The organism is Thalassobacter sp. 16PALIMAR09 (assembly GCF_000765485.1).
Taxonomy (GTDB): Bacteria; Pseudomonadota; Alphaproteobacteria; order Rhodobacterales; family Rhodobacteraceae; genus Thalassobacter; species Thalassobacter stenotrophicus.
The window spans coordinates 151898-172124 of sequence record NZ_JHAK01000003.1 but is presented as its reverse complement, the minus strand read 5'-3'; the positions used below and the strand labels follow the sequence as shown (position 1 = coordinate 172124).

General features: G+C 59.4%; 15 protein-coding genes. 10 read left to right on the top strand and 5 right to left on the bottom strand.

Annotation, left to right across the window (positions count from 1 at the left end; translation table 11 throughout):
* Positions 1-224: 224 nt before the first annotated feature.
* From PM04_RS17985 to ahcY, 4 genes are all read right to left on the bottom strand, one after another.
* On the bottom strand, positions 225-479 hold the full coding sequence (locus tag PM04_RS17985) for a hypothetical protein (RefSeq protein ID WP_038005628.1): 255 nt from the start codon (positions 477-479) through the stop codon (positions 225-227).
* Positions 480-531: 52 nt separating this feature from the next.
* Positions 532-3147 carry an ATP-dependent chaperone ClpB gene (clpB, locus tag PM04_RS08205; protein WP_038005626.1) on the bottom strand — a complete coding sequence of 872 codons (2616 nt, stop codon included), beginning with the start codon at positions 3145-3147 and terminating at the stop codon, positions 532-534.
* 367 nt (positions 3148-3514) lie between these two features.
* Complete coding sequence (locus PM04_RS08200; RefSeq protein ID WP_038005624.1) at positions 3515-3856, bottom strand: DUF2853 family protein; 342 nt, start codon at positions 3854-3856, stop codon at positions 3515-3517.
* 161 nt (positions 3857-4017) lie between these two features.
* Complete coding sequence (gene ahcY / locus PM04_RS08195) at positions 4018-5406, bottom strand: adenosylhomocysteinase (protein WP_038005622.1); 1389 nt, start codon at positions 5404-5406, stop codon at positions 4018-4020.
* A gap of 192 nt (positions 5407-5598) precedes the next feature.
* Between ahcY and PM04_RS08190 the strand changes: the two genes are divergently transcribed.
* The 3 genes from PM04_RS08190 (at position 5599) to PM04_RS08180 (ending at position 7780) form a co-directional block, all read left to right on the top strand.
* Positions 5599-6192, top strand: a complete 594-nt coding sequence (locus PM04_RS08190; protein ID WP_038005620.1) for an HD domain-containing protein — start codon at positions 5599-5601, stop codon at positions 6190-6192.
* Positions 6189-6671, top strand: coding sequence for a GNAT family N-acetyltransferase (locus tag PM04_RS08185; protein WP_038005618.1), 483 nt, complete (start codon positions 6189-6191; stop codon positions 6669-6671). The genes PM04_RS08190 and PM04_RS08185 overlap by 4 nt, the downstream gene beginning before the upstream one ends.
* 236 nt (positions 6672-6907) lie before the next feature.
* Positions 6908-7780, top strand: coding sequence for a LysR family transcriptional regulator (locus tag PM04_RS08180; RefSeq protein ID WP_052068354.1), 873 nt, complete (start codon positions 6908-6910; stop codon positions 7778-7780).
* Between the two features lie 121 nt (positions 7781-7901).
* On the opposite strand, the gene PM04_RS08175 is transcribed toward PM04_RS08180, so the two are convergent.
* On the bottom strand, positions 7902-8456 hold the full coding sequence (locus PM04_RS08175) for an ActR/PrrA/RegA family redox response regulator transcription factor (protein ID WP_038005987.1): 555 nt from the start codon (positions 8454-8456) through the stop codon (positions 7902-7904).
* A 146-nt stretch (positions 8457-8602) separates the two neighbouring features.
* Here PM04_RS08175 and regB point away from each other — a divergent pair, with 146 nt between their 5' ends.
* The 7 genes from regB to addA all read left to right on the top strand — a co-directional run bounded on the left by regB (position 8603) and on the right by addA (position 20210).
* On the top strand, positions 8603-9991 hold the full coding sequence (regB, locus tag PM04_RS08170; RefSeq protein ID WP_038005616.1) for a sensor histidine kinase RegB: 1389 nt from the start codon (positions 8603-8605) through the stop codon (positions 9989-9991).
* Positions 9992-10093: 102 nt separating this feature from the next.
* Positions 10094-11698 carry a PAS-domain containing protein gene (locus PM04_RS08165; protein WP_161785697.1) on the top strand — a complete coding sequence of 535 codons (1605 nt, stop codon included), beginning with the start codon at positions 10094-10096 and terminating at the stop codon, positions 11696-11698.
* A 42-nt stretch (positions 11699-11740) separates the two neighbouring features.
* Positions 11741-12220, top strand: coding sequence for a tRNA (adenosine(37)-N6)-threonylcarbamoyltransferase complex ATPase subunit type 1 TsaE (gene tsaE, locus PM04_RS08160; protein ID WP_038005614.1), 480 nt, complete (start codon positions 11741-11743; stop codon positions 12218-12220).
* Positions 12213-13196: an aminoglycoside phosphotransferase family protein gene (locus PM04_RS08155; RefSeq protein ID WP_038005613.1), complete on the top strand. Its 984-nt coding sequence runs from the start codon at positions 12213-12215 to the stop codon at positions 13194-13196. The genes tsaE and PM04_RS08155 overlap by 8 nt, the downstream gene beginning before the upstream one ends.
* Positions 13193-13879 (top strand): nucleotidyltransferase family protein, encoded by a 687-nt coding sequence (locus PM04_RS08150; protein ID WP_038005611.1) that lies wholly within the window; start codon positions 13193-13195, stop codon positions 13877-13879. The genes PM04_RS08155 and PM04_RS08150 overlap by 4 nt, the downstream gene beginning before the upstream one ends.
* The gene (gene addB, locus PM04_RS08145; RefSeq protein WP_052068357.1) at positions 13876-16884 is read left to right on the top strand and encodes a double-strand break repair protein AddB; all 3009 of its coding nucleotides are present in this window, start codon (positions 13876-13878) and stop codon (positions 16882-16884) included. Before PM04_RS08150 ends, addB begins: the two co-directional genes overlap by 4 nt.
* The gene (addA, locus tag PM04_RS08140) at positions 16881-20210 is read left to right on the top strand and encodes a double-strand break repair helicase AddA (RefSeq protein WP_038005609.1); all 3330 of its coding nucleotides are present in this window, start codon (positions 16881-16883) and stop codon (positions 20208-20210) included. Before addB ends, addA begins: the two co-directional genes overlap by 4 nt.
* Positions 20211-20227 lie beyond the last annotated feature (17 nt).

Here is a 20227-nt window from a genome sequence, read left to right as displayed (position 1 = left end):
GATCCGGGGCCTTTTCACATGGGCTTAACCTGCAGCTCCGAGCATCTTGCCTTAACTTTTGGACATATGTTTCGAACTTCAATCTGTTGCTGTTGGGACAGGTGTCGCAATGAATAGTCGTCCGTCGCGACACGCTCAGCCAAGCGTGAACCAGTCGAAATGTGTGTCAAAAGCCAGTCCACCTGAATGAGCCAGCTTTGGGGCTCGAAATGCATAAACTGGTTTCAGACCGAGAATAGCTCCCGAAAGCTTAGCACCTCCGATTCAGGGATTTGGATGTTAGGACCTGCAGATTCCATGCGGCTAGACAATCCCCGCACACGCTCCAATAAGTCATGCGGCCCCGCGAGTTTTAGCTTTTTGGGGGCGATCGTAGCCCATTTTAGGTTAGTGCGGTTCTTTTCATCACGCTGCAATTGCCACAAGACTTCCTGCATAGAATGCAAAACGTCCAGCTGCTCGCTTGCTTCCAGATACATCGCCACCCCATAAAATGAACGAGGCCCAGCGGTTCTGGGCCTCGTTTCACAATTAATGCACAACGGCCTCTTGGCGCGGTTGGCGGTCGCTTCGGGCGATCCGATCCCCCACAAGCAGACCATCACTGCTGGCGCTGACCGGCACCACCGCGCCGTCGGCCACATCACCCGATAGGATCATCTCCGCCAGCTCGTTCTGCAAGCTGCGCTGGATCACGCGCTTTAGCGGCCGGGCGCCGAACACAGGGTCGTAACCCTCATCCGCAAGCCATGTCTTGGCCGCGTCATCCAGTTCGAGCACGATGTTGCGCCCCGCGAGCCGCTTGGTCAGGCGATTTAGTTGGATATCGACGATGCCATTCATGTCGGCACGCGCCAAACGATCAAAGATGATCGTTTCGTCCAGACGGTTCAGGAATTCAGGCCGGAAATGACCGCGGACCGCATCCATCACATCGCGCTTGGCCTCCGCTGCGTCGGCACCGTCGGGAAGCTGGCTTAGCGCCTGTGCACCCAAGTTCGAGGTCAGAATAATCAGCGTTTGTTTGAAGTCGACAGTGCGACCCTGCCCATCGGTCAGCACACCATCATCCAACACCTGAAGCAGAACGTTGAACACATCTGGGTGGGCTTTCTCGACCTCATCGAACAACACGACCTGATAGGGCCTGCGCCGGACGGCCTCTGTCAGGACACCGCCCTCATCGTAGCCAACATACCCCGGGGGCGCACCGATCAGCCGCGAAACCGCGTGTTTTTCCATGAATTCGGACATATCAATGCGCACCATCGCATTGTCATCATCGAACAGGAACTCAGCCAAAGCCTTGGTCAACTCGGTCTTGCCCACACCAGTTGGGCCGAGGAACAGAAAGCTGCCCAAGGGACGGTTTTCATCGTTCAGACCCGCACGCGCACGGCGCACAGCATTGGCGACGGCGGTCACCGCTTGGGTCTGCCCAATCACGCGTGAGGCAATTTCTTCCTCCATCCGGAGCAGCTTTTCGCGCTCACCCTCCAGCATCTTGGACACAGGCACGCCGGTCCACCGCTCCACCACAGAAGCGATCTGCTCGGGGCGCACGGCTTCCTCCACAAGGACCTCATCCTCACGGTTTTCGGCATCAGACAGCTGTTTTTCCAATTGCGGGATCACGCCGTAGGACAGCTCTCCCGCACGGGCCAAATTGCCTTCGCGCTTGGCCGCATCCAGATCGACACGAGCCCGATCCAACTGCTCCTTCAACCCACGCGCGCTTTCGAGTTTATCACGCTCGGCCTGCCACTGGGCGGTCATCTCAGCGGACTGCTGTTGCAGGTCCGCCACCTCGGCCTCCAGCTTTTTCAACCGATCTTGAGAAGCGGTGTCGTCCTCAAGACGCAGGGCCTCTACCTCGATCTGCTTTTGTAGGATGTCACGGTCCAGCGCGTCCAATTCCTCGGGCTTGCTGTCGACCTCCATCCGCAGCCGCGATGCGGCCTCATCCACCAAGTCGATCGCCTTATCGGGCAGAAAACGGTCCGTGATATAGCGCTGGGAAAGCGTCGCGGCGGCGACCAGCGCGCTGTCGGAAATCCGCACGCCGTGGTGCAGTTCATACTTTTCCTTAATGCCGCGCAGGATCGAAATCGTGTCCGGCACAGTCGGCTCTTCGACCATCAGCGTTTGAAAACGCCGGGCCAGCGCCGCGTCTTTTTCGACGTATTTGCGATACTCATCGAGGGTGGTGGCGCCGATACAATGCAACTCTCCCCGCGCCAACGCAGGTTTGATCAGGTTCGCCGCATCCATCGCACCGTCGGATTTACCCGCGCCGACAAGCGTGTGCATTTCATCGATAAACAGGATGATTTCGCCAGCAGCCGCGGTCACTTCGTTCAGCACAGCCTTGAGCCGTTCCTCAAACTCACCACGGTATTTCGCACCAGCAATCAGCGCGCCCATATCAAGCGCCATCAACGTCTTGTTGCGCAGCGATTCCGGTACGTCACCGTTGATGATCCGAAGCGCCAAACCCTCGGCGATGGCGGTTTTGCCAACGCCGGGCTCACCGATCAGAACGGGGTTGTTTTTAGTCCGGCGGCTCAGCACCTGCATCGCGCGGCGGATTTCTTCGTCCCGCCCAATAATAGGGTCAATGCGGCCTGCACGCGCCGCCTCGGTCAGGTCAGTTGCGTACTTCTTCAACGCCTCATAGCTGTCCTCCGCAGAGGCGCTATCGGCGGTGCGGCCCTTGCGGATCTCATTGATCGCGGCGTTCAAGCCTTGCGCATTCACGCCGCCCGCATCCAGTGCATCCTTGGCTTTGGATTTCACCATGTTGAGCGCCATCAAAATCCGCTCAACCGTGACGAAACTATCGCCGGCCTTTTTGCTGAGTTTTTCCGCCTCGGACAGAACCTGCCCGAGCGTGCGATCCATGTAGGTCTGACCACTGTCACCGCTGACCTTGGGCAGCTTGGCAATGGCACTATCAACGGCCTCGGCCACGCGTTTTGCGTTGCCACCAGCGGCCGAAATCAAGTTAGATGCCATCCCCTGGTCGTCATCCATCAACGCCTTTAGCACATGTTCGGGGGCCAGTTGCTGATGGCTTTCGCGCATCGCAATTGTTTGAGCAGCCTGCAAAAAACCGCGCGACCGCTCCGTGAACTTCTCCAAGTCCATGAGCACTACTCCTTCTCAAAGCACTCACCCTTGCCGCGCCCATCTTGGCACACAGCTCGGCGAGCCTCACAAAATATTTGGGGATTATTTGTGCGCGCTGCAAGTCCGCACGAAACGCGACAAACAAAATAGGAGGGCCCCGACCCCCCGGGACCCTCCTGCCACCCGCGTGCTCGACTGCACCACCCGCGGACATGGCGCCTGCAAGCTGAGGCGCGTAACTGAGGGCCCGGCCATACTGGTCCGGACACGCATTCACTAACCCAAAGCCCGAGACAAATCAAAACCATAGTAGGAAGGATTTGTTGTAAGTTACGCAAAAGGCCACGCGCAAAGGCGTGGCCTTGGTGTCAGCCTATCGTGCGATCTACGCGTAGACGGCTTCTTTGCCAAAGTGCTTGGTCAACAGATAATACACCACCGCGCGATACTTATTCCGCTCGGATTTTCCGTATTGCTCGATCACGGCATTGATGCCGTCCATCAACTCAGGGCTATCGGCCAACCCCAGCTTTTTGATCAAAAAGTTGTTTTTTACGGTCTCAAGTTCAGCCTCTTGAGAAGAGGCCACAGTCGCCGCATCGGCATTGTAAATGGCTGGCCCGCACCCAATCGTGACCTTTTCCAAAAGGCCCATGTCAGGCTCTACACCAATTTTTGTTTTCAAATCATCTGCGTATTTTGCAATCAATTCGTCACGCTTACCCATATTTGGTCTCCCAGCTGTTGGATCATGCATCCGCCCTAATTGGAGCGGCCATGCCACGCTAGCCGCTGTTCCGCGGTTCTCAAAGAGAGAAATTAACCAAAAGCCACGCACAAAAAACGGGGCCCCAAGCTGGGACCCCGCAGAAAACCATTTTAAATGGCTTAGTAACGATAGTGCTCGGGCTTGAAAGGACCCTCTTGGGCCACACCGATGTAGTCGGCCTGATCCTTGGAAAGCTTCGTTAGTTTCACGCCGATTTTAGCAAGGTGCAGCGCGGCCACTTTTTCATCCAGATGCTTGGGCAGGATAAAGACGCCGGGCTGGTATTCGTCACCCTTGGTCCACAGCTCGATCTGCGCCAACACTTGGTTGGTAAAGGATGCGGACATCACGAACGATGGGTGGCCCGTTGCGTTGCCAAGGTTCAAAAGACGACCTTCCGACAGCAGAATCAAGCGGCTGCCCGAGGGCATCTCGATCATATCCACCTGATCTTTGATGTTCGTCCACTTGTGGTTTTTCAGTGCCGCAACTTGGATTTCATTGTCGAAGTGACCGATGTTACCAACGATCGCCATGTCCTTCATCTCACGCATGTGTTCGATGCGGATCACGTCTTTGTTACCAGTCGTGGTGATGAACACATCCGCCGAGGATACGACGTCCTCCAGCAGAACGACCTCAAATCCGTCCATCGCGGCTTGCAGCGCGCAAATGGGGTCAGCTTCGGTCACTTTAACCCGCGCGCCCGCACCTTGCAGCGATGCCGCAGACCCTTTGCCAACGTCACCGTAACCACACACAACCGCGACCTTACCGGCCAGCATTGTGTCCGTGGCGCGACGGATGCCGTCGACGAGCGATTCCTTACAGCCGTATTTGTTGTCGAATTTCGACTTAGTGACGGAATCGTTCACGTTGATCGCGGGGAAGGGCAACTGGCCGTTTTTGTGCAGGTCATACAGACGGTGCACGCCAGTTGTCGTTTCCTCGGACACGCCGCGGATCTGTTCTTTCATCTTGGTGAACCAACCGGGGCTCGCAGCCAAACGCTTGGCGATTTGGGCTTTGATGACAGCTTCTTCCTCGGACTGCGGTACGGGGATGATCTCTTCACCGGCCTCTGCGCGGGCGCCAAGCAGGATGTAGAGCGTCGCGTCGCCGCCATCATCAAGGATCAGGTTCGGACCTTCGGGGAACATGAACGATTTGTCCAAGTAGTCCCAATGCTCCTCAAGGGTTTGGCCCTTGATGGCAAAAACCGGCACACCGGCTTCGGCGATAGCGGCAGCTGCGTGATCTTGGGTTGAGAAAATGTTGCATGACGCCCAGCGCACATCCGCACCCAGTGCGACCAGCGTTTCAATCAGAACGCCTGTCTGGATTGTCATGTGCAGCGAGCCCACGATGCGCGCACCGGCGAGGGGCTGGGATGCGCCGTATTCCTCACGCAGGGCCATCAGGCCGGGCATCTCGGTCTCAGCGATGTCCAATTCTTTGCGGCCGAATGCGGCCAAAGCGATGTCTTTTACGATATAATCAAGCGCCATCCGGGCGGCTCCTCTCGGGTTGATCTTCTTGACGGGGGCCATAACACTGAAAACATGTAGGGTCTATGGTTGCGCATGACCGCGGCGATCTAGCGCCTAACCTTGCGTGCCGGACAGAGTGTGACCATGGTGATTGCACAAAAAACCGTCAGTCATGCCGCGGCGCATCGCTGATTAATGAATGAGGTAGACATGGCCCGACCTGCCCGCGCTTGGCAACGTATGCTTTCGGGGCGTCGCCTTGATCTGCTCGACCCCACTCCGATGGATATTGAGGTTGAGGATATCGCTCATGGCCTCGCGTTCGTAGCGCGCTGGAATGGCCAGACCCAAGGCGACTACGCCTATTCCGTGGCTGAACACTCCCTATTGGTTGAAACGCTTTATTCACGGCTGAACCCGGATGCTCCGGTGAAATGGCAATTGGCCGCCCTGCTGCATGACGCACCTGAATATGTGATCGGCGATATGATCTCCCCGGTAAAAGCCGCAGTTGGCCCTGGGTATGGCAAGCTGGACGACAAACTACAGGCGGCCATTCACATCCGGTTTGGAGTGCCCGCGCAGGTCCCGGCCGCCGTAAAGAAACAGATCAAAAAGGCGGACCGCATCAGCGCTTGGTTAGAGGCGACGCAAATCGCGGGCTTTACGCAGGCAGAGGCGGACAAATTGTTCGGCGCCCCAGACCCCACGATAACCGAAGGCCTAAGCATCGCGTTGCGCCCACCACTGGAGGTCCGCCATGCATTCACTGCACGCCACGCCCAATTGATGGAGGCCCTATGATCGCCACGCGCCCTGCCCAGCTGTTTGACGCCGCCGCAATGGCCGCACTACTGAACCCCATCATTGAAACCGGCGGCACTACGGCCCTGACACAAACTGTGGATGCAGAATTTATCCGCGGCTGGATGGCCAAAGCCCCCGCGCGGTCTGCTTGGACAGTCGCTGAAAGCGGGGGTGACATCGTAGGGTTCCAATTGATCGCACCATGGGATCAAATTCCAGACGACGCATGCGACATCGGCACTTACGTCGCGCAAGATAAATCCGGAATGGGTATCGGTTCTGCGCTGTTTGAGGCGACCAAGAAAGCCGCCTCAAAACTCGGGTACAGATGGATCAATGCCCATATCCGCGCCGACAACGAAAGCGGCCTGCCCTACTATCAATCCCGCGGGTTTCGGGATTGGAAGTATGTTGAGGACTATCAGCTAGATGACGGGCAAATCGTTGATAAGGTTTGGAAACGCTTCGACCTTTAACGATAAAGGCTCCACTGACCTAGATGGATTTTATAGGCTGTATCCGGGTCTATTGGGCATGGGTGCTTGGCACACCGTGGCATCTCCCATTGTGTCGGACGAGATGCGGGAAAAAATATCTCAAGAGCTCTGGTAAACATCATGGCCTCCTATGGCAAATCTGTCTTTGATGTACCCTTGTGCCTTTGCCAAAGCGACTCTCGACAATTTCGAGAATGTAAGTCTAACTTACATCTATGATCGACTGGCGCGCGCTTCCTTCTCTTCCCGCATTGCGGGCCTTCGATGCTGCTGTACGCACGGGCAGCTATTCTGAGGCGGCTCGCACGCTCAACGTCACGCACGCAGCAATCGCACAACATGTACGCGCGCTCGAAAAACACTTTGGCCAAACCCTCATGACCCGTGCTGGTCAGGGCATGGCACCCACGCCCGAAGGCGCGCTGCTGGCTACGCACTTGACCGAAGGGTTTGACACAATCGGCGCGGGCTGCGCACGCCTGTCCGACATCACCGCCATGCGCCCATTCACGCTCTCCTGCACACTGGCATTTGCAGAAAATTGGCTAATGCCCCGCGTCTCGGACTTTTGGGCGAAACACCCCGATATTGAACTGGCGATCTTGCCGAACAATGCATTGGTTAACTTCAAAACCGACCTTGTGGATTGCGCGGTTCGTTACGGGCACGGCGCGTGGCCCGCCCTGACCGCCACGCCATTGTTGACCGGAGAATTTATCGTCGTCGCCGCCCCGCAATTGGCGCCAGCACAGCCCGTACGCAACATGGCAGAGCTGGGCGATGTCGTGTGGGTGACCAACGACATACCGGGCGAACACCATGTGCTTGTACGCGACTTTGGCTTTCACGCGCCCGATATTCGGATGCGGACGTTTGCGACGAATGGGCTTGTACTCGCGGCTGTGCGCAGCGGACTGGGCTTTTCGATCCAATCGCGGTCGCTTATCGGACGCGATTTAGCAGATGGCACATTAGTCGAGGTTTTCGCCAAACCGACCGAAGGTCTTGGCTATTGGATAGTCCACCCAGAGGGCGCTGAAACACAGCGCTTACGGCTCTTTAAGCGTTGGTTGTTGAGCCACGTATGACTGGCATCGCATCGCTTAATCAACGTTGTCGCAAGCTTGTTTAAGGCCAGGTATCATTGGACTGCATAGCGCTCAAATCTTAATGAGCGCCATGCTGCGTTAATTCTCAGTAATATCAAGGCTATCGCGGTGAGCGTTTCGCCAAAATACGCTGAAGCGTGCGCCGGTGCATGTTCAGACGCCGCGCGGTCTCTGAGACATTGCGATCACATAGTTCATATACCCGCTGAATATGCTCCCACCGGACGCGATCCGCGCTCATGGGGTTATCGGGTGGCGGGGGCAGTTCATCGCCCTTGGCCAACAGCGCATTGGTGATGTCATTCGCATCCGCAGGCTTGCTCAGGTAATCTGTCGCGCCGATTTTGACGGCTGCCACAGCGGTCGCAATCGCACCATAACCGGTCAAAACCACGATACGCGCATCGGGTCGCTTTTCACGCAGCGTTTCAACAACATCCAGCCCGTTGCCATCCTCAAGCCGCAAGTCGACAACGGCGTATGCAGTCGGGCGCGCGGTCGCAATAGCGATACCCGCAGCGACGCTGCTGGCGGCTTCAACCTCAAAGCCGCGCTTGTCCATTGCGCGCTCTAGTCTTCTCAGAAACGGTTCATCGTCGTCCACCAGTAACAGCGTACGATCGGCCCCCAAATCCCTTGCTTCGTTTTCAGCCATTGCGGTCACTCCTGGGCTGTTTTTTTCATGCACGCTATGGGGAATTAACACATTGGTCAAATGCCCCGAGGCACAAAACCGCATCATCATTGTTAAAAAAACCCTTGCGTCTCGCCGCCCCGCACCCTCCCTTCGGAGCCATGAGCATGGCAGACAACCCCTTTTCCGGCGGCGCGCGGGATGATCGTATTCGATTGCGGACGCTGATCAACCTGCGCTGGTTGGCTGTATTAGGCCAAACGGTCACCCTTGTTATTGCAAGCTTTTTCCTGACATTGCGCGTAGAACTAGGCCTGTGTTTTTTGGCGGTCGGATCATCGGTCATCGCCAATCTGCTCGCCATGACTGTGTTCCCCGTGAACCAGCGCCTCAGCGACCGCGACGCAATGCTCACACTACTGTTCGACGTGGCCCAACTGACATTTCTGCTGTTTCTGACGGGCGGATTGAACAACCCCTTCGCCTTATTATTCATCGCTCCGGTCACTATTTCGGCAACCGCGCTGTCCCTGCGGTCCACCGTTTTCCTGGGCTGCGTCACGTTTGTGTTGATCTCTGCGCTCGGCGTCTTCCACGTGCCATTACGCACGCAGGAGGGTTTCATCCTTGAGATGCCGGAAATTTACCTGTGGGGGTTTTGGGTCGCAATCATCGTGGGCGCTTTGTTTTTGTCGGCCTATGCACAGCGCGTCACGCAGGAACGCAACGCAATGTCAGACGCTCTTTTCGCAACTCAAATGGCCCTCACCCGGGAACAAAGCCTGACGGATTTGGGTGGCGTTATCGCAGCAGCAGCCCACGAATTGGGCACGCCTTTGGCGACAATTAAGCTGGTCAGTTCCGAGTTGGTAGAAGAGCTTCAGGACGACCAAGTCCTACGCGAGGACGCCGAACTCATCCGCGAGCAGGCCAACCGCTGTCGCGACATTTTGCGATCAATGGGCCGCGCCGGTAAGGATGATTTACACGTCCGCTCTGTGCCGATTTCGGGGCTGGTAAAAGAGGCCGCAGAGCCCCACTCGGACCGCGGGATTGAACTGCTATATACCTTCACACCGCTGATTGGCGGCGATGAAAAGCAGCCCAATCTTCAGCGAAAGCCTGAGCTTTTGCACGGGTTACGCAACATGGTGCAAAACGCGGTCGACTTTGCCCATAGTCGCGTTTGGATCGACGCGCATTGGAACCAAAATATGGTGCAAATTCGAGTGATTGACGATGGTGCGGGCTATCCGCCCGAACTGATCCGGCGCATCGGTGACCCTTTCCTGCGCCGTCGCAAACCCGCCCGTGAGGTGAGCCAGCGCAAAGGATATGAGGGGATGGGCTTGGGCCTATTTATTGCCAAAACCCTTTTGGAGCGGACCGGCGCCAAGGTTGCGTTTGCCAACGGCACAGACCCGTTCCTGACAAACGAGGAGCGCGGTGATCGATCGGGCGCGATTGTCGATGTCACATGGCCGCGTAAGGCCGTCGTGATGGAGGCTACCGACGTGATGGGCCCCCTCGGTGAGAACCAGTTGATTGATCGATAGTTAAGCCAACCTGAGCAGCGTTAACCCCTTATTAACCACCTCTCACCTAAAAAGGAGGGCGTTTTAAAGGAAGGCAATGCAATGCTCATGGATCCACTCTTTATGGGCCTCCTTTTATTTGTAAGTTTTTGTGCAACTTTGGCCGCTTTGTTTGCCATCCTTTTGCTTGCCCCGCGGGTACGCACGGGCCCGGTACACGCACCCGATGATGTGCTCGCCGAACCCCGACGCTTTATCTTTCGGGATGGGTATTTGCTGGAACATTCAGGCGGTGCCGGATTTCTTATCCCAACCCCAGTAGATCACCTCACCGCATGGGAATCGCTGGAAGAAGCCCTTGCTGACCTCATCGACGGCATCAGCGACGCACTAAATGGGTTGCGCAAAGATGGTCGCGCCTTTCGCCTGAACGGCACGATGGGCAAAGACCGGATGACCGTTTTAGGTGTGCGTGATGGTGAGTTGCTGCGCATCACCGTCTCGGCGGCGGACCGCGCGCAAGACACGGTGCGCATTGACCAATCTACGCTCGACAGTCTGACCCGCGACATGGCGAATTTGCGTGCGGCAGCCGAAACCGCCCCCGCGCTTAGCTGGTGTCAGGATGAGCAAGGTCAGATTATTTGGGCCAATGCCGCCTATCGCCAACGCCTTGCAGAGCAAAAAGGAGAAGCCGCTGCCAGCGTTTGGCCGATTGGCCGCATTTTCCCCGAGGAAGCCACCGTAACAGCCGGGAGCCTACGTCGCAAAATCACCAGCGATGACCAGATGACGAGCCTTTGGTTCGAGCTCACCATCAGTGAACCGGTGTCCGGCAACCGCTACATTCACGCCACACCCTTGGATAAGGTCGTCCGCGCAGAGGACAATTTGCGCAACTTTATCCAAACGCTTACCAAGACCTTCGCACACCTGCCTACCGGTCTCGCGATCTTTGATAGGGACCGCCAGTTGGCCTTGTTTAACCCTGCATTGATAAACCTTACCGATCTGGACGGGGCTTGGCTTTCGCAACGCCCCAAGCTTGCCGTATTCTTTGATCACCTGCGTGAACGCCAACGCCTGCCCGAACCAAAGGACTACAAATCGTGGCGCGATAGCCTAACCAAGCTAGAGCGGACCGAAGGCACCGGCACCTATGAGGAAACCTGGAGCCTTGCATCCGGTCAAACGTTTCGCGTCACGGGCCGCCCCCATGCAGACGGTGCCGTGGCCCTGTTGATCGAGGACATCAGCGCCGAGATATCCGTGACCCGCAGGTTCCGCGCTGAGTTAGAGATGTTTCAATCCGTTTTTGACAGCGGCGATGAGGCGATTGTCGTGTTCACACCCGCAGGCCAACTGACCCTGTCCAACGCACGCTACTCCGAAATGTGGGAACATGATCCTCGGTTCTCCCTGACGGAGGTGTCCGCGGCCGACGCTATCGCCTTGTGGAAGGAAAATAGCGCGCCCAGCCCGGTCTGGGGCGAATTGCGCGATTTTGTGGGTTCGCTCAGCAAACGGGCGGAATGGTTCGACACGATCATTCTACGCGACGGGCGGATGTTGCATATACGCGTCTCGCCCCTCGCCGGTGGCATGACCCTTGTTGGCTTTCTGGAAAAAGGCAAAGCCCCCGCCATTGCGCCACCGGACCAAGTCATTGTTGACGCAACCCCGACCAAAAAGCGCAAGCAAAAGACCTCCGCCACATCATCATCGTAACAGCTCTTGCGGCTGGGGACGCAGGCTCGTTATGTCTGTGTCATGACGTCAAAAACGCTCCTCCCCTCGCCCGAGGCCACCGCTGCATTTGCCGAACGGCTGGCCGCCAGACTGACACCGGGGGACACGCTTCTCCTTGAGGGGCCGCTTGGCTCTGGTAAGTCGCACTTTGCACGCTCTGTCATCCACGCGCTGCAAGCCAATGCGGACCAGCCACCCGAGGATGTGCCGTCGCCCACATTCACCTTGGTGCAGACCTATATCGCTGGCACGGACGAGATTTGGCATGCTGACCTCTATCGCCTCACCGCGCCGGACGAAGTGTTTGAGCTGGGCCTAGATGAGGCATGGCAAACCGCGATTTGCCTGATCGAATGGCCTGACCGTTTGGGCGACGCCGCCCCAGCTGGCGCCATCACGTTGATCTTTGCGCATGCGGATGATGACAACACGCGGACACTCATGATCACCGGCCCTCACGGCCCCCTGCGCACAAAAATCGAAGGCGCGCTGAATGACTGATCGCGCAGACGACATCACAGCCTTTTTGGCCCAAACCGAATGGGCCACCGCCAAACAACAGCCCTTGCAACAAGACGCCTCAAATCGGCGCTATGTCCGGCTGGTGCAGGACAATCGCCGCGCCATTTTGATGGATGCGCCCGCAAGCGCGGGTGAGGATGTGCGCCCCTTTGTCGACATCACAACCCGACTGCGCGACGCCGGGCTAAGTGCGCCTGAAATCTATGCACAAGATGTGGCGGCAGGGCTGCTACTGCTTGAGGATCTGGGCGATGACCTCTTTGCCGACACGCTCGCCCGCGCCCCCGAGATGGAGGTTGAGCTGTACACCGCCGCCGTGGACGTTTTGATCGCGTTGCACCACCAAACACCTGCGCCGGGTCTTGCCCCCTATGACGCAGCCACGATGGGCCCACTCGCGGCACTGGCAGCGGTCTGGTACGCGCCGAGCCAAGCGCTCGAAACCGAAATCGCCCACACGGTTAGCGCCCTCGCCGCTGATATCTTGCCCGAGCGGATGGGTATGATCCAACGGGACTATCACGCGCAAAATCTGCTATGGCTGCCGGATCGCAGCGGCCTTTCCCGGGTTGGGCTGTTGGACTACCAAGATGCGATGCTTGGGCCGCTCGCCTATGATCTGGTGTCGCTGACGCTGGATGCGCGCCGCGATGTGGACCCAGCCATTCACACGGCCATGATTGCTCATTTTGCCGCCGGAACTGGCCAAACCGTGGACGCTGTCACCCAACAAGCTGCACTTTGTGGGGCGCAGCGAAACCTACGAATTCTGGGCGTTTTCGCCCGCCTTTGGGTGCGCGACGGCAAGGCCAATTACCTATCGCTGCTGCCCCGTGTCTGGGGGCATTTGCAAACCTGTCTTGCCCATCCTGACCTTGCGCCACTGGCCACACTCTGCGCGGCACTGCCCGCGCCCGACGCCGATCACTTGGCCCAAATCAAGGCCCGGCGATGAATGTTATGATCTTTGCAGCAGGGCTTGGCACCCGGATGCGACCGCTGACGGAAACGACGGCAAAGGCGCTAATCCCCGTCGCGGGCCGCCCCCTTTTGGATCATGCGTTAGAACAAGCCCGCGCAGCGTTACCTGCCCAGATTGTCGTGAACGCCCACCACCATGCACAACAAGTTCAGGCAAACCTCGCGACCGAAGCCCATGTGACCTGCGTGGTCGAACCTGGCCCGGTGTTGGAAACCGGCGGCGGGTTGCGCAACGCCTTGCCCTTGCTTGGGCCTGATCCGATCATGACCCTGAACTCAGACGCGGTTTGGACCGGCCCATCGGCGGCGCAGACGCTACGCGCCGCATGGGATCCAACCCGGATGGATGGGCTTTTGCTTCTGGTCCCCCTCGACCGCGCGCATGGCCGCAAAGGCGGCGGCGACTTTGCGATCACGTCAAGCGGCGCGCTGGTCCGCGACGCAGACGGGATGGTCTATACCGGGGCCGGGATCGTAAAAACCGCAGGCCTTGCGCACATCACGGATCAGGTGTTTTCCTTACGGGAACTATGGGCACCGATGGCCGCCAAAGGGCGCCTACACGGCGTTGTGCATCCCGGCCACTGGGCCGATGTTGGCCACCCGGAGGGTATCACGCTCGCTGAAACCATGCTGCGGGAGCAGACGCGCCCATGACCTTGTTTCCCCCATCCGACACACCGCGCGTTTTTGCCGAACCCCTTGGCGTCGACTTCTCAGAAGCGTTGGTAGCTGGACTGCGCACACGGCTTGCTGGGCAACCGCCCGAAGCAATCGCGCGGGTCACGATCCTCGTGAACACTCGCCGGATGGAGCGTCGCTTGCGCGAAGTTTTCCTCGCGACCGGCCACGGCTTTTTGCCTAAGTTGCTGCTGGTCAGCGATCCAGCCGCACTGTGCCCGACCAACCCGCTGCCAAACGCTGTCTCGCCCTTGCACCTACGGCTGACCGTGTCACATTTGGTCGGAAGGTTGCTGGACGCGGCACCGGATTTGGCCCCGCGCAGCGCGGCCTTCGACCTGGCGGGCAGCCTGTGCGATTTGCTGGGCGAGATGCAGGAAGAACGCGTACCCACATCCGCCCTCAAGGCGATTGAGACCGGGACGTTGTCGGCACATTGGGAACGCTCGCTGACCTTTCTCGACATCGTCACGCGCTACCTCGCGCTTGATGGCACGCACCCTGAACTGATCACCCCCGAAGCCCGCCAAGCCGCGGCACTCAACGCGCTTTTTGCCCGCTGGGATGCGCACCCTCCGCAGAATCCGATCCTTGTGGCCGGCTCAACCGGGTCGCGCGGTCCCACGTTGCGACTGATGGAACGGATCGCAAGCCTACCCCAAGGCGCGCTGATTCTGCCCGGCGTGGACCAAACGCTCTCGCCCACGTTGTGGCGTGGCCTCGTGGCGCAAGGCTCTGAGGATCATCCGCAATTTCGCTACGCGGCCCTGTGCGATGGGGTCGGCATTGATCCTGCGCAACTGCCGCAATGGTCCGCGCATAGCCCAAATGCGCCAGAGCGTACGCGGCTGTTGTCGCTCGCGCTGCGGCCTGCGCCCGTAACGGACCAATGGCGCGCCGAGGGGCCCGCCCTGCGCCCTGACCTTGCGGCGGCCACCGATGGCATGACCCTGCTAGAGGCTCGCACCCCACGCACGGAGGCCATCACGATCGCCCTACGATTGCGCCAAGCGGTCGAGGATGGCACGCGCGCGGCATTGATTTCACCGGACCGGGTGCTGACACGGCAGGTCACATCCGCGCTGAACCGATGGGGCATCACCCCCGATGATAGCGCAGGCGCACCCTTGGGCCTTAGCGCGCCGGGCCGCTTGTTGCGCATGGTTGCGCAAATGATGGGGCGCCCCATGACGCCGGAGCGGCTTCTTGCGCTGCTCAAACACCCGCTGACACATTCGGGGCGCGATGACCGGGGCCAGCATCTGTTGTTCACACGTAACCTTGAACTCGACCTGCTGCGCCGGGGGTGCCCCTTTCCGGACCGCACCACCGTCACCCAATGGCTGACGGATCGCAAAACACCCACGCCTGAGACTTTGCCGACGTGGGTCGCATGGCTGTGTGACCTTTTGGATTTATGCGCCACCGAAGCCCCGGATCGCCCACTGGCGGATCATCTTCGCGCCCATATCGCACTATGCGAACGCCTGTGCGCGGGGCCTGACGCCGCTGGCGCGGGCGAGTTGTGGGAAAAGGCGCCGGGGATTGAGGCCGCCGCAACCATCGCAGCCCTGCGCACCGATGCAGGCCAAGATAGCCCGGACATGACCCTTGCGGAATACGGCACGATCCTGTCGACAGTCCTACAGGCCGGTGAGGTCCGCGAACCCTTTACCGGCCACAGCAACGTGATGATTTGGGGCGCGATGGAGGCACGGGTCCAAGGTGCCGATCTGGTGATCTTGGCCGGGCTGAACGATGGTGTCTGGCCTGATCTGCCGACGCCGGACCCTTGGATGAACCGCAAAATGCGCATGGATGCGGGCCTGCGCACACCCGACAGGCGCATCGGCCTATCGGCCCATGATTTCCAACAGGCTATCGCAGGCAAACAAGTCTGGCTCACGCGGTCTTTGCGCGATGCGGAGGCGGAAACCGTGCCCTCCCGTTGGTTGAACCGGCTGACGAACCTCCTGCGCGGATTGGCCCCCGAAGGCCCCGATGCGCTTAGGGCGATGACAGAGCGCGCGGCCCCTTGGACCCTTCAGGCAGAGGCGCTTGACCGGCCCGAAGCCACCACCCCGCGCGCCCCGCGCCCCGCGCCTGCTCCGGTTTTGGCCGCCCGTCCGCGGCAACTATCCGTGACCCGCATCCAGACGCTGATCCGCGACCCATACGCCATTTATGCCGCCAACGTGCTGAACCTGCGCGCCCTTGATCCCCTGCGCCAAACGCCAAACGCCCCGCTACGCGGCACGATCATCCATGCCGTCATGGATCGGTTTATGGCCGCCACTCATGACGGGCTGCCCGCAGACCCGTTACCGCTATTTGAGCGCATCCTAACAGATACCCTAACCGAGCAAGCCCCGTGGCCCGCCGCCCGACGCCTATGGCGCGCCAAACTCATGCGGATCGCGCCTCAATTCTTGGCGCGTGAAACCGAACGCAGGGCCCATGCGACCCCCGCGCTGACCGAGGAACACGGCCGCATCACCTTGCCCGAAATTGACTTTACCCTGTCAGCCGAAGCCGACCGGATCGACACACTGCCGGATGGGCGTGTGTGGATTTATGACTACAAAACCGGTCAGATCCCATCGGCCAAGGTGCAAACATTCTTTGACCGTCAAATGCCGCTTGAGGCGCTGATCGTTGAGGGCGGTGGCTTCAAAACCCTTGGGGTACGGGATGTTGCGGGCATGACCTACATCGGGCTTGGCTCTGCGGCCAAAGACCTTGAGGTCAATATGAACCCCGTCGTGGATGATACGCAGGTTGATCTACTGCCTGAGACACGCGCCGGGTTGATCCGCCTAATCCGCAGCTACGACAGCCCCGATCAGGGCTACATTTCGCACCGCGCAATGGACGGCGTGACATACGAAAGCGACTACGCGCACCTTGCCCGCCGGGGCGAATGGGACGACACCGCCCCCGCCACATTGATCCGAGTAGGTCGGGAGGAGAACGCGCCATGACCCACCCCGCCTCTGCCGCGCAAATCGCGGCCGCCAACCCCGGCACATCTACGTGGCTTTCCGCAAACGCAGGTTCTGGCAAAACGCGCGTTCTGACAAACCGTGTGGCTTGGCTGCTGCTTGAGGGCACCCCGCCCGAGCGTATCCTGTGCCTGACCTACACCAAGGCCGCCGCCGGTGAGATGCAGAACCGTCTGTTCGCACAACTGGGCGCGTGGGCCATGATGGAGGACGCGGAGCTGCGCGCCGAGTTGTCCGAAATGGGTGTGCCAGACAGCTCTGAGGTGCCGCTGGACCACGCGCGCACCCTGTTTGCCCGCGCGATAGAAACCCCGGGCGGGCTGAAAATTCAAACGATCCACGCATTTTGCGCCTCACTCCTGCGGCGATTTCCGCTTGAGGCTGGTGTCTCGCCCCAATTCTCAGAGATGGACGACCGCGCGGGCACCTTGCTGGCCGCAGAAACCCTAGAAGAACTGGTCGCTACCCCCGAAGGCACCGCCTTGTTCGACGATGTCGCCCAGCACCTGACCGACCAAGACGCTGAAAAATTCTGCGCCCAGATCATCAAATCACGCGACCATTTCGCACGCGCCCGATCCCGCGCTGATATCTTTGCGGCCTTTGATCTGGATGAAGCTGACGATGTCATGGCGCAGGCGCTGACGCCCGAGGTTTTGCATGACTTCAACACGATGCGCGGCGCGTTGCAGGGCGTTGACAGCAAGACGATGGTCGCCCTCGCCGAACGGCTCGCGCCGCTTGACCTGAACCACGCCTCGCAAGAGGTGTTCGAGGCGTTCCTAAATACCTTCCTGACGGGCAAGTTTGAGCTGCGCAAAAACCCGGTCACCGCGCCCGTCCTCAAAAAACTTGATCCCGATATGATCGAGGACCTTAAAGAGGTTGCACGCGCCGCCCATGAACGGCGTGGCAGGCAGGCTGCGGCGGCGCAAACGGCAGCCCTTCATGCCTTTGCCGCGCCCTATCTTGCCCGGATTGAGGACCGAAAAGCCGCGCGCGGTTGGCTCGACTTCGATGACCTAATCCAGAAAACGCGCGCACTTTTGTCCCGCTCAGACGTGGCGCAATGGGTGCTCTTCAAGCTCGACGGCGGGATCGACCATATTTTGGTGGATGAGGCCCAAGACACCTCGCCCGTGCAATGGGACGTAATCACCGCCTTGGCCGCCGAATTCGCCAGCGGCGAGGGCGCGCGGTCAGATGTGGCCCGCACGCTGTTCGTAGTGGGCGACAAAAAGCAGTCGATCTATTCGTTCCAAGGAGCGGCCCCCGAAAAGTTCGACGAAATGCGAGAAACATTTGCCGAGCGTTTGGCGGCGGTTGATGCGCCCTTCCAATCGCGTGAGCTGCAATATTCCTTCCGCTCTGCCCCAACGATTTTGAACCTTGTGGACGCGACCTGCGGCGATGGCCGCGCGCCCGGTACGGGCTCCAAGGTGCTGCACACCGCATTTTTTGAAGACAAACCGGGACGCGTGGACCTGTGGCCCGTGATCCCGTCGCTGGGCGAGGCCGACCCCGATCGTGCGTGGTTTGACCCTGTGGATCGCCCCGCCCGCAACGACCCCAAAGTGCTGATGGCAGAGCGGGTCGCCACACAGATCGAACAGATGCTGAGCGATCGCACCCTGATCACCGTGGGCAAGGAACGCAGGCCTGTTCAGCCCGGCGATATCGTCATTCTGCTGCAACGCCGTAAGGAACTGTTCAACCTGATCCTTGAGAAATGCAAAGCGCGGAACCTGCCGCTTGCGGGGGCGGATGTGCTGCGGATTTCGGGGGAAATGGCAGTCAAAGATTTGACCGCGCTTTTGTCGTTTCTCGCGACGCCCGAGGATGATCTGTCTCTCGCTGCTGTCCTACGTTCACCGCTGTTTGGATGGTCTGAGGATGATCTGTTCCGCCTCGCACATCCCCGTGGCAAAGCCTTCCTGTGGGAGGCATTGCGCCGCCGTGGCACGCCAGAAAACACCGTGACCGAGCTGCAAGAACTGCTGCGCGTTGCCGATTTTCTGCGCCCCTACGAGCTGCTCGAACGGGTGCTGGCCCGCATGGGCGGACGGCGCAGATTTCGGGCGCGGTTGGGCGATGAATGCATCGAGGCGCTGGACGCGCTGCTGCAACAGGCCCTGACCTATGAGCAAAACGATGTGCCCAGCCTGACCGGCTTTTTGACGTGGCTCGACGCCGAAGAAATCAAGATCAAACGGCAGATGGATGCCCGCGCCGGCCTGATCCGGATCATGTCGGTGCATGGGGCCAAAGGGCTTGAAAGCCCGGTCGTGATCCTACCGGAGTGTCAGTTCATCAAGGCCCAAGGCGCGCCCCGATTTGTAGAGGGACCGGACGATCTGCTTACGTGGAAACCCGGCGCGTCCCTGACCCCGCCGGAACTGGCCGAACAGGTCGAAGCCAAGGCCATGGCGCAGCAGGACGAAAAAGACCGCCTGCTGTACGTCGCCATGACCCGGGCCGAAAGCTGGCTGATCGTCGGTGCCGCCGGAGAGTTGGGCAAGGACCCGACCGCCTCGTGGTACGGCAAGATCGAAGAGGGCTTGCGTGATTTGGGCGCCGAGCCGCTGACCATGGACGGTGAGCAAGGCTTGCAGCTTATCTCGGGGGATTGGTCTGCCGCGACCGAAACCGCCCCAACCGTCGCCGCGCCGATGCCCCCGCTCAATGCGATCTACCGCGCAGAGGCCCCCGGCCCGGTTGCGACGGCGCAAACGCGCTCCCCCTCTGACTTGGGCGGAGCCAAGGCCTTGTCTGGCGAAGGGTTGACCGAAGACATCGCCAAGCTGCGTGGCACATTGATCCACCTGTTGTTGGAACATCTGCCTGACGTACCACCATCAGACTGGGACGCAGCCGCGCGCCATCTTTTGGCCGGGTCCAACAACAGCCACCCCGACTTGAACCCTGATCACCTGATCCAAGAGGCGGTCGGCACCCTCAACACGCTACCGCAGGTTTTTGCCCCCGGCACATTGTCCGAGGTCGCCATCAGCGCGCCGCCCCTGCCGGGCGATGACCGCGTGTTATATGGCGTGATCGACCGTCTTCTGGTCACCCCATCCGAAATCATCTGCGCAGACATAAAAACAAATGCCGTCGTTCCCGACACACCGCAGGCCGTGCCACTGGGTCTATTGCGGCAAATGGGGGCCTATGCGCAGGCGCTCGCGCCGCTGTACCCGGATCGAAAGATCACCCCGGCCATCGTCTGGACACGGACTGCCAGCCTTATGGTCCTACCCCATGATCTGGTAACCGCTGCGTTACAAACTACCGTGGATGGTTGACGCCGCTGCGTGCCATT

Bases quoted from the DNA above. Each gene is read 5' to 3' on its own strand.
- PM04_RS17985 (WP_038005628.1), bottom strand. From the start codon at position 479: ATGTATCTGGAAGCAAGCGAGCAGCTGGACGTTTTGCATTCTATGCAG.
- clpB (WP_038005626.1), bottom strand. From the start codon at position 3,147: ATGGACTTGGAGAAGTTCACGGAGCGGTCGCGCGGTTTTTTGCAGGCT.
- PM04_RS08200 (WP_038005624.1), bottom strand. From the start codon at position 3,856: ATGGGTAAGCGTGACGAATTGATTGCAAAATACGCAGATGATTTGAAA.
- ahcY (WP_038005622.1), bottom strand. From the start codon at position 5,406: ATGGCGCTTGATTATATCGTAAAAGACATCGCTTTGGCCGCATTCGGC.
- PM04_RS08190 (WP_038005620.1), top strand. From the start codon at position 5,599: ATGGCCCGACCTGCCCGCGCTTGGCAACGTATGCTTTCGGGGCGTCGC.
- PM04_RS08185 (WP_038005618.1), top strand. From the start codon at position 6,189: ATGATCGCCACGCGCCCTGCCCAGCTGTTTGACGCCGCCGCAATGGCC.
- PM04_RS08180 (WP_052068354.1), top strand. From the start codon at position 6,908: ATGATCGACTGGCGCGCGCTTCCTTCTCTTCCCGCATTGCGGGCCTTC.
- PM04_RS08175 (WP_038005987.1), bottom strand. From the start codon at position 8,456: ATGGCTGAAAACGAAGCAAGGGATTTGGGGGCCGATCGTACGCTGTTA.
- regB (WP_038005616.1), top strand. From the start codon at position 8,603: ATGGCAGACAACCCCTTTTCCGGCGGCGCGCGGGATGATCGTATTCGA.
- PM04_RS08165 (WP_161785697.1), top strand. From the start codon at position 10,094: ATGGGCCTCCTTTTATTTGTAAGTTTTTGTGCAACTTTGGCCGCTTTG.
- tsaE (WP_038005614.1), top strand. From the start codon at position 11,741: ATGACGTCAAAAACGCTCCTCCCCTCGCCCGAGGCCACCGCTGCATTT.
- PM04_RS08155 (WP_038005613.1), top strand. From the start codon at position 12,213: ATGACTGATCGCGCAGACGACATCACAGCCTTTTTGGCCCAAACCGAA.
- PM04_RS08150 (WP_038005611.1), top strand. From the start codon at position 13,193: ATGAATGTTATGATCTTTGCAGCAGGGCTTGGCACCCGGATGCGACCG.
- addB (WP_052068357.1), top strand. From the start codon at position 13,876: ATGACCTTGTTTCCCCCATCCGACACACCGCGCGTTTTTGCCGAACCC.
- addA (WP_038005609.1), top strand. From the start codon at position 16,881: ATGACCCACCCCGCCTCTGCCGCGCAAATCGCGGCCGCCAACCCCGGC.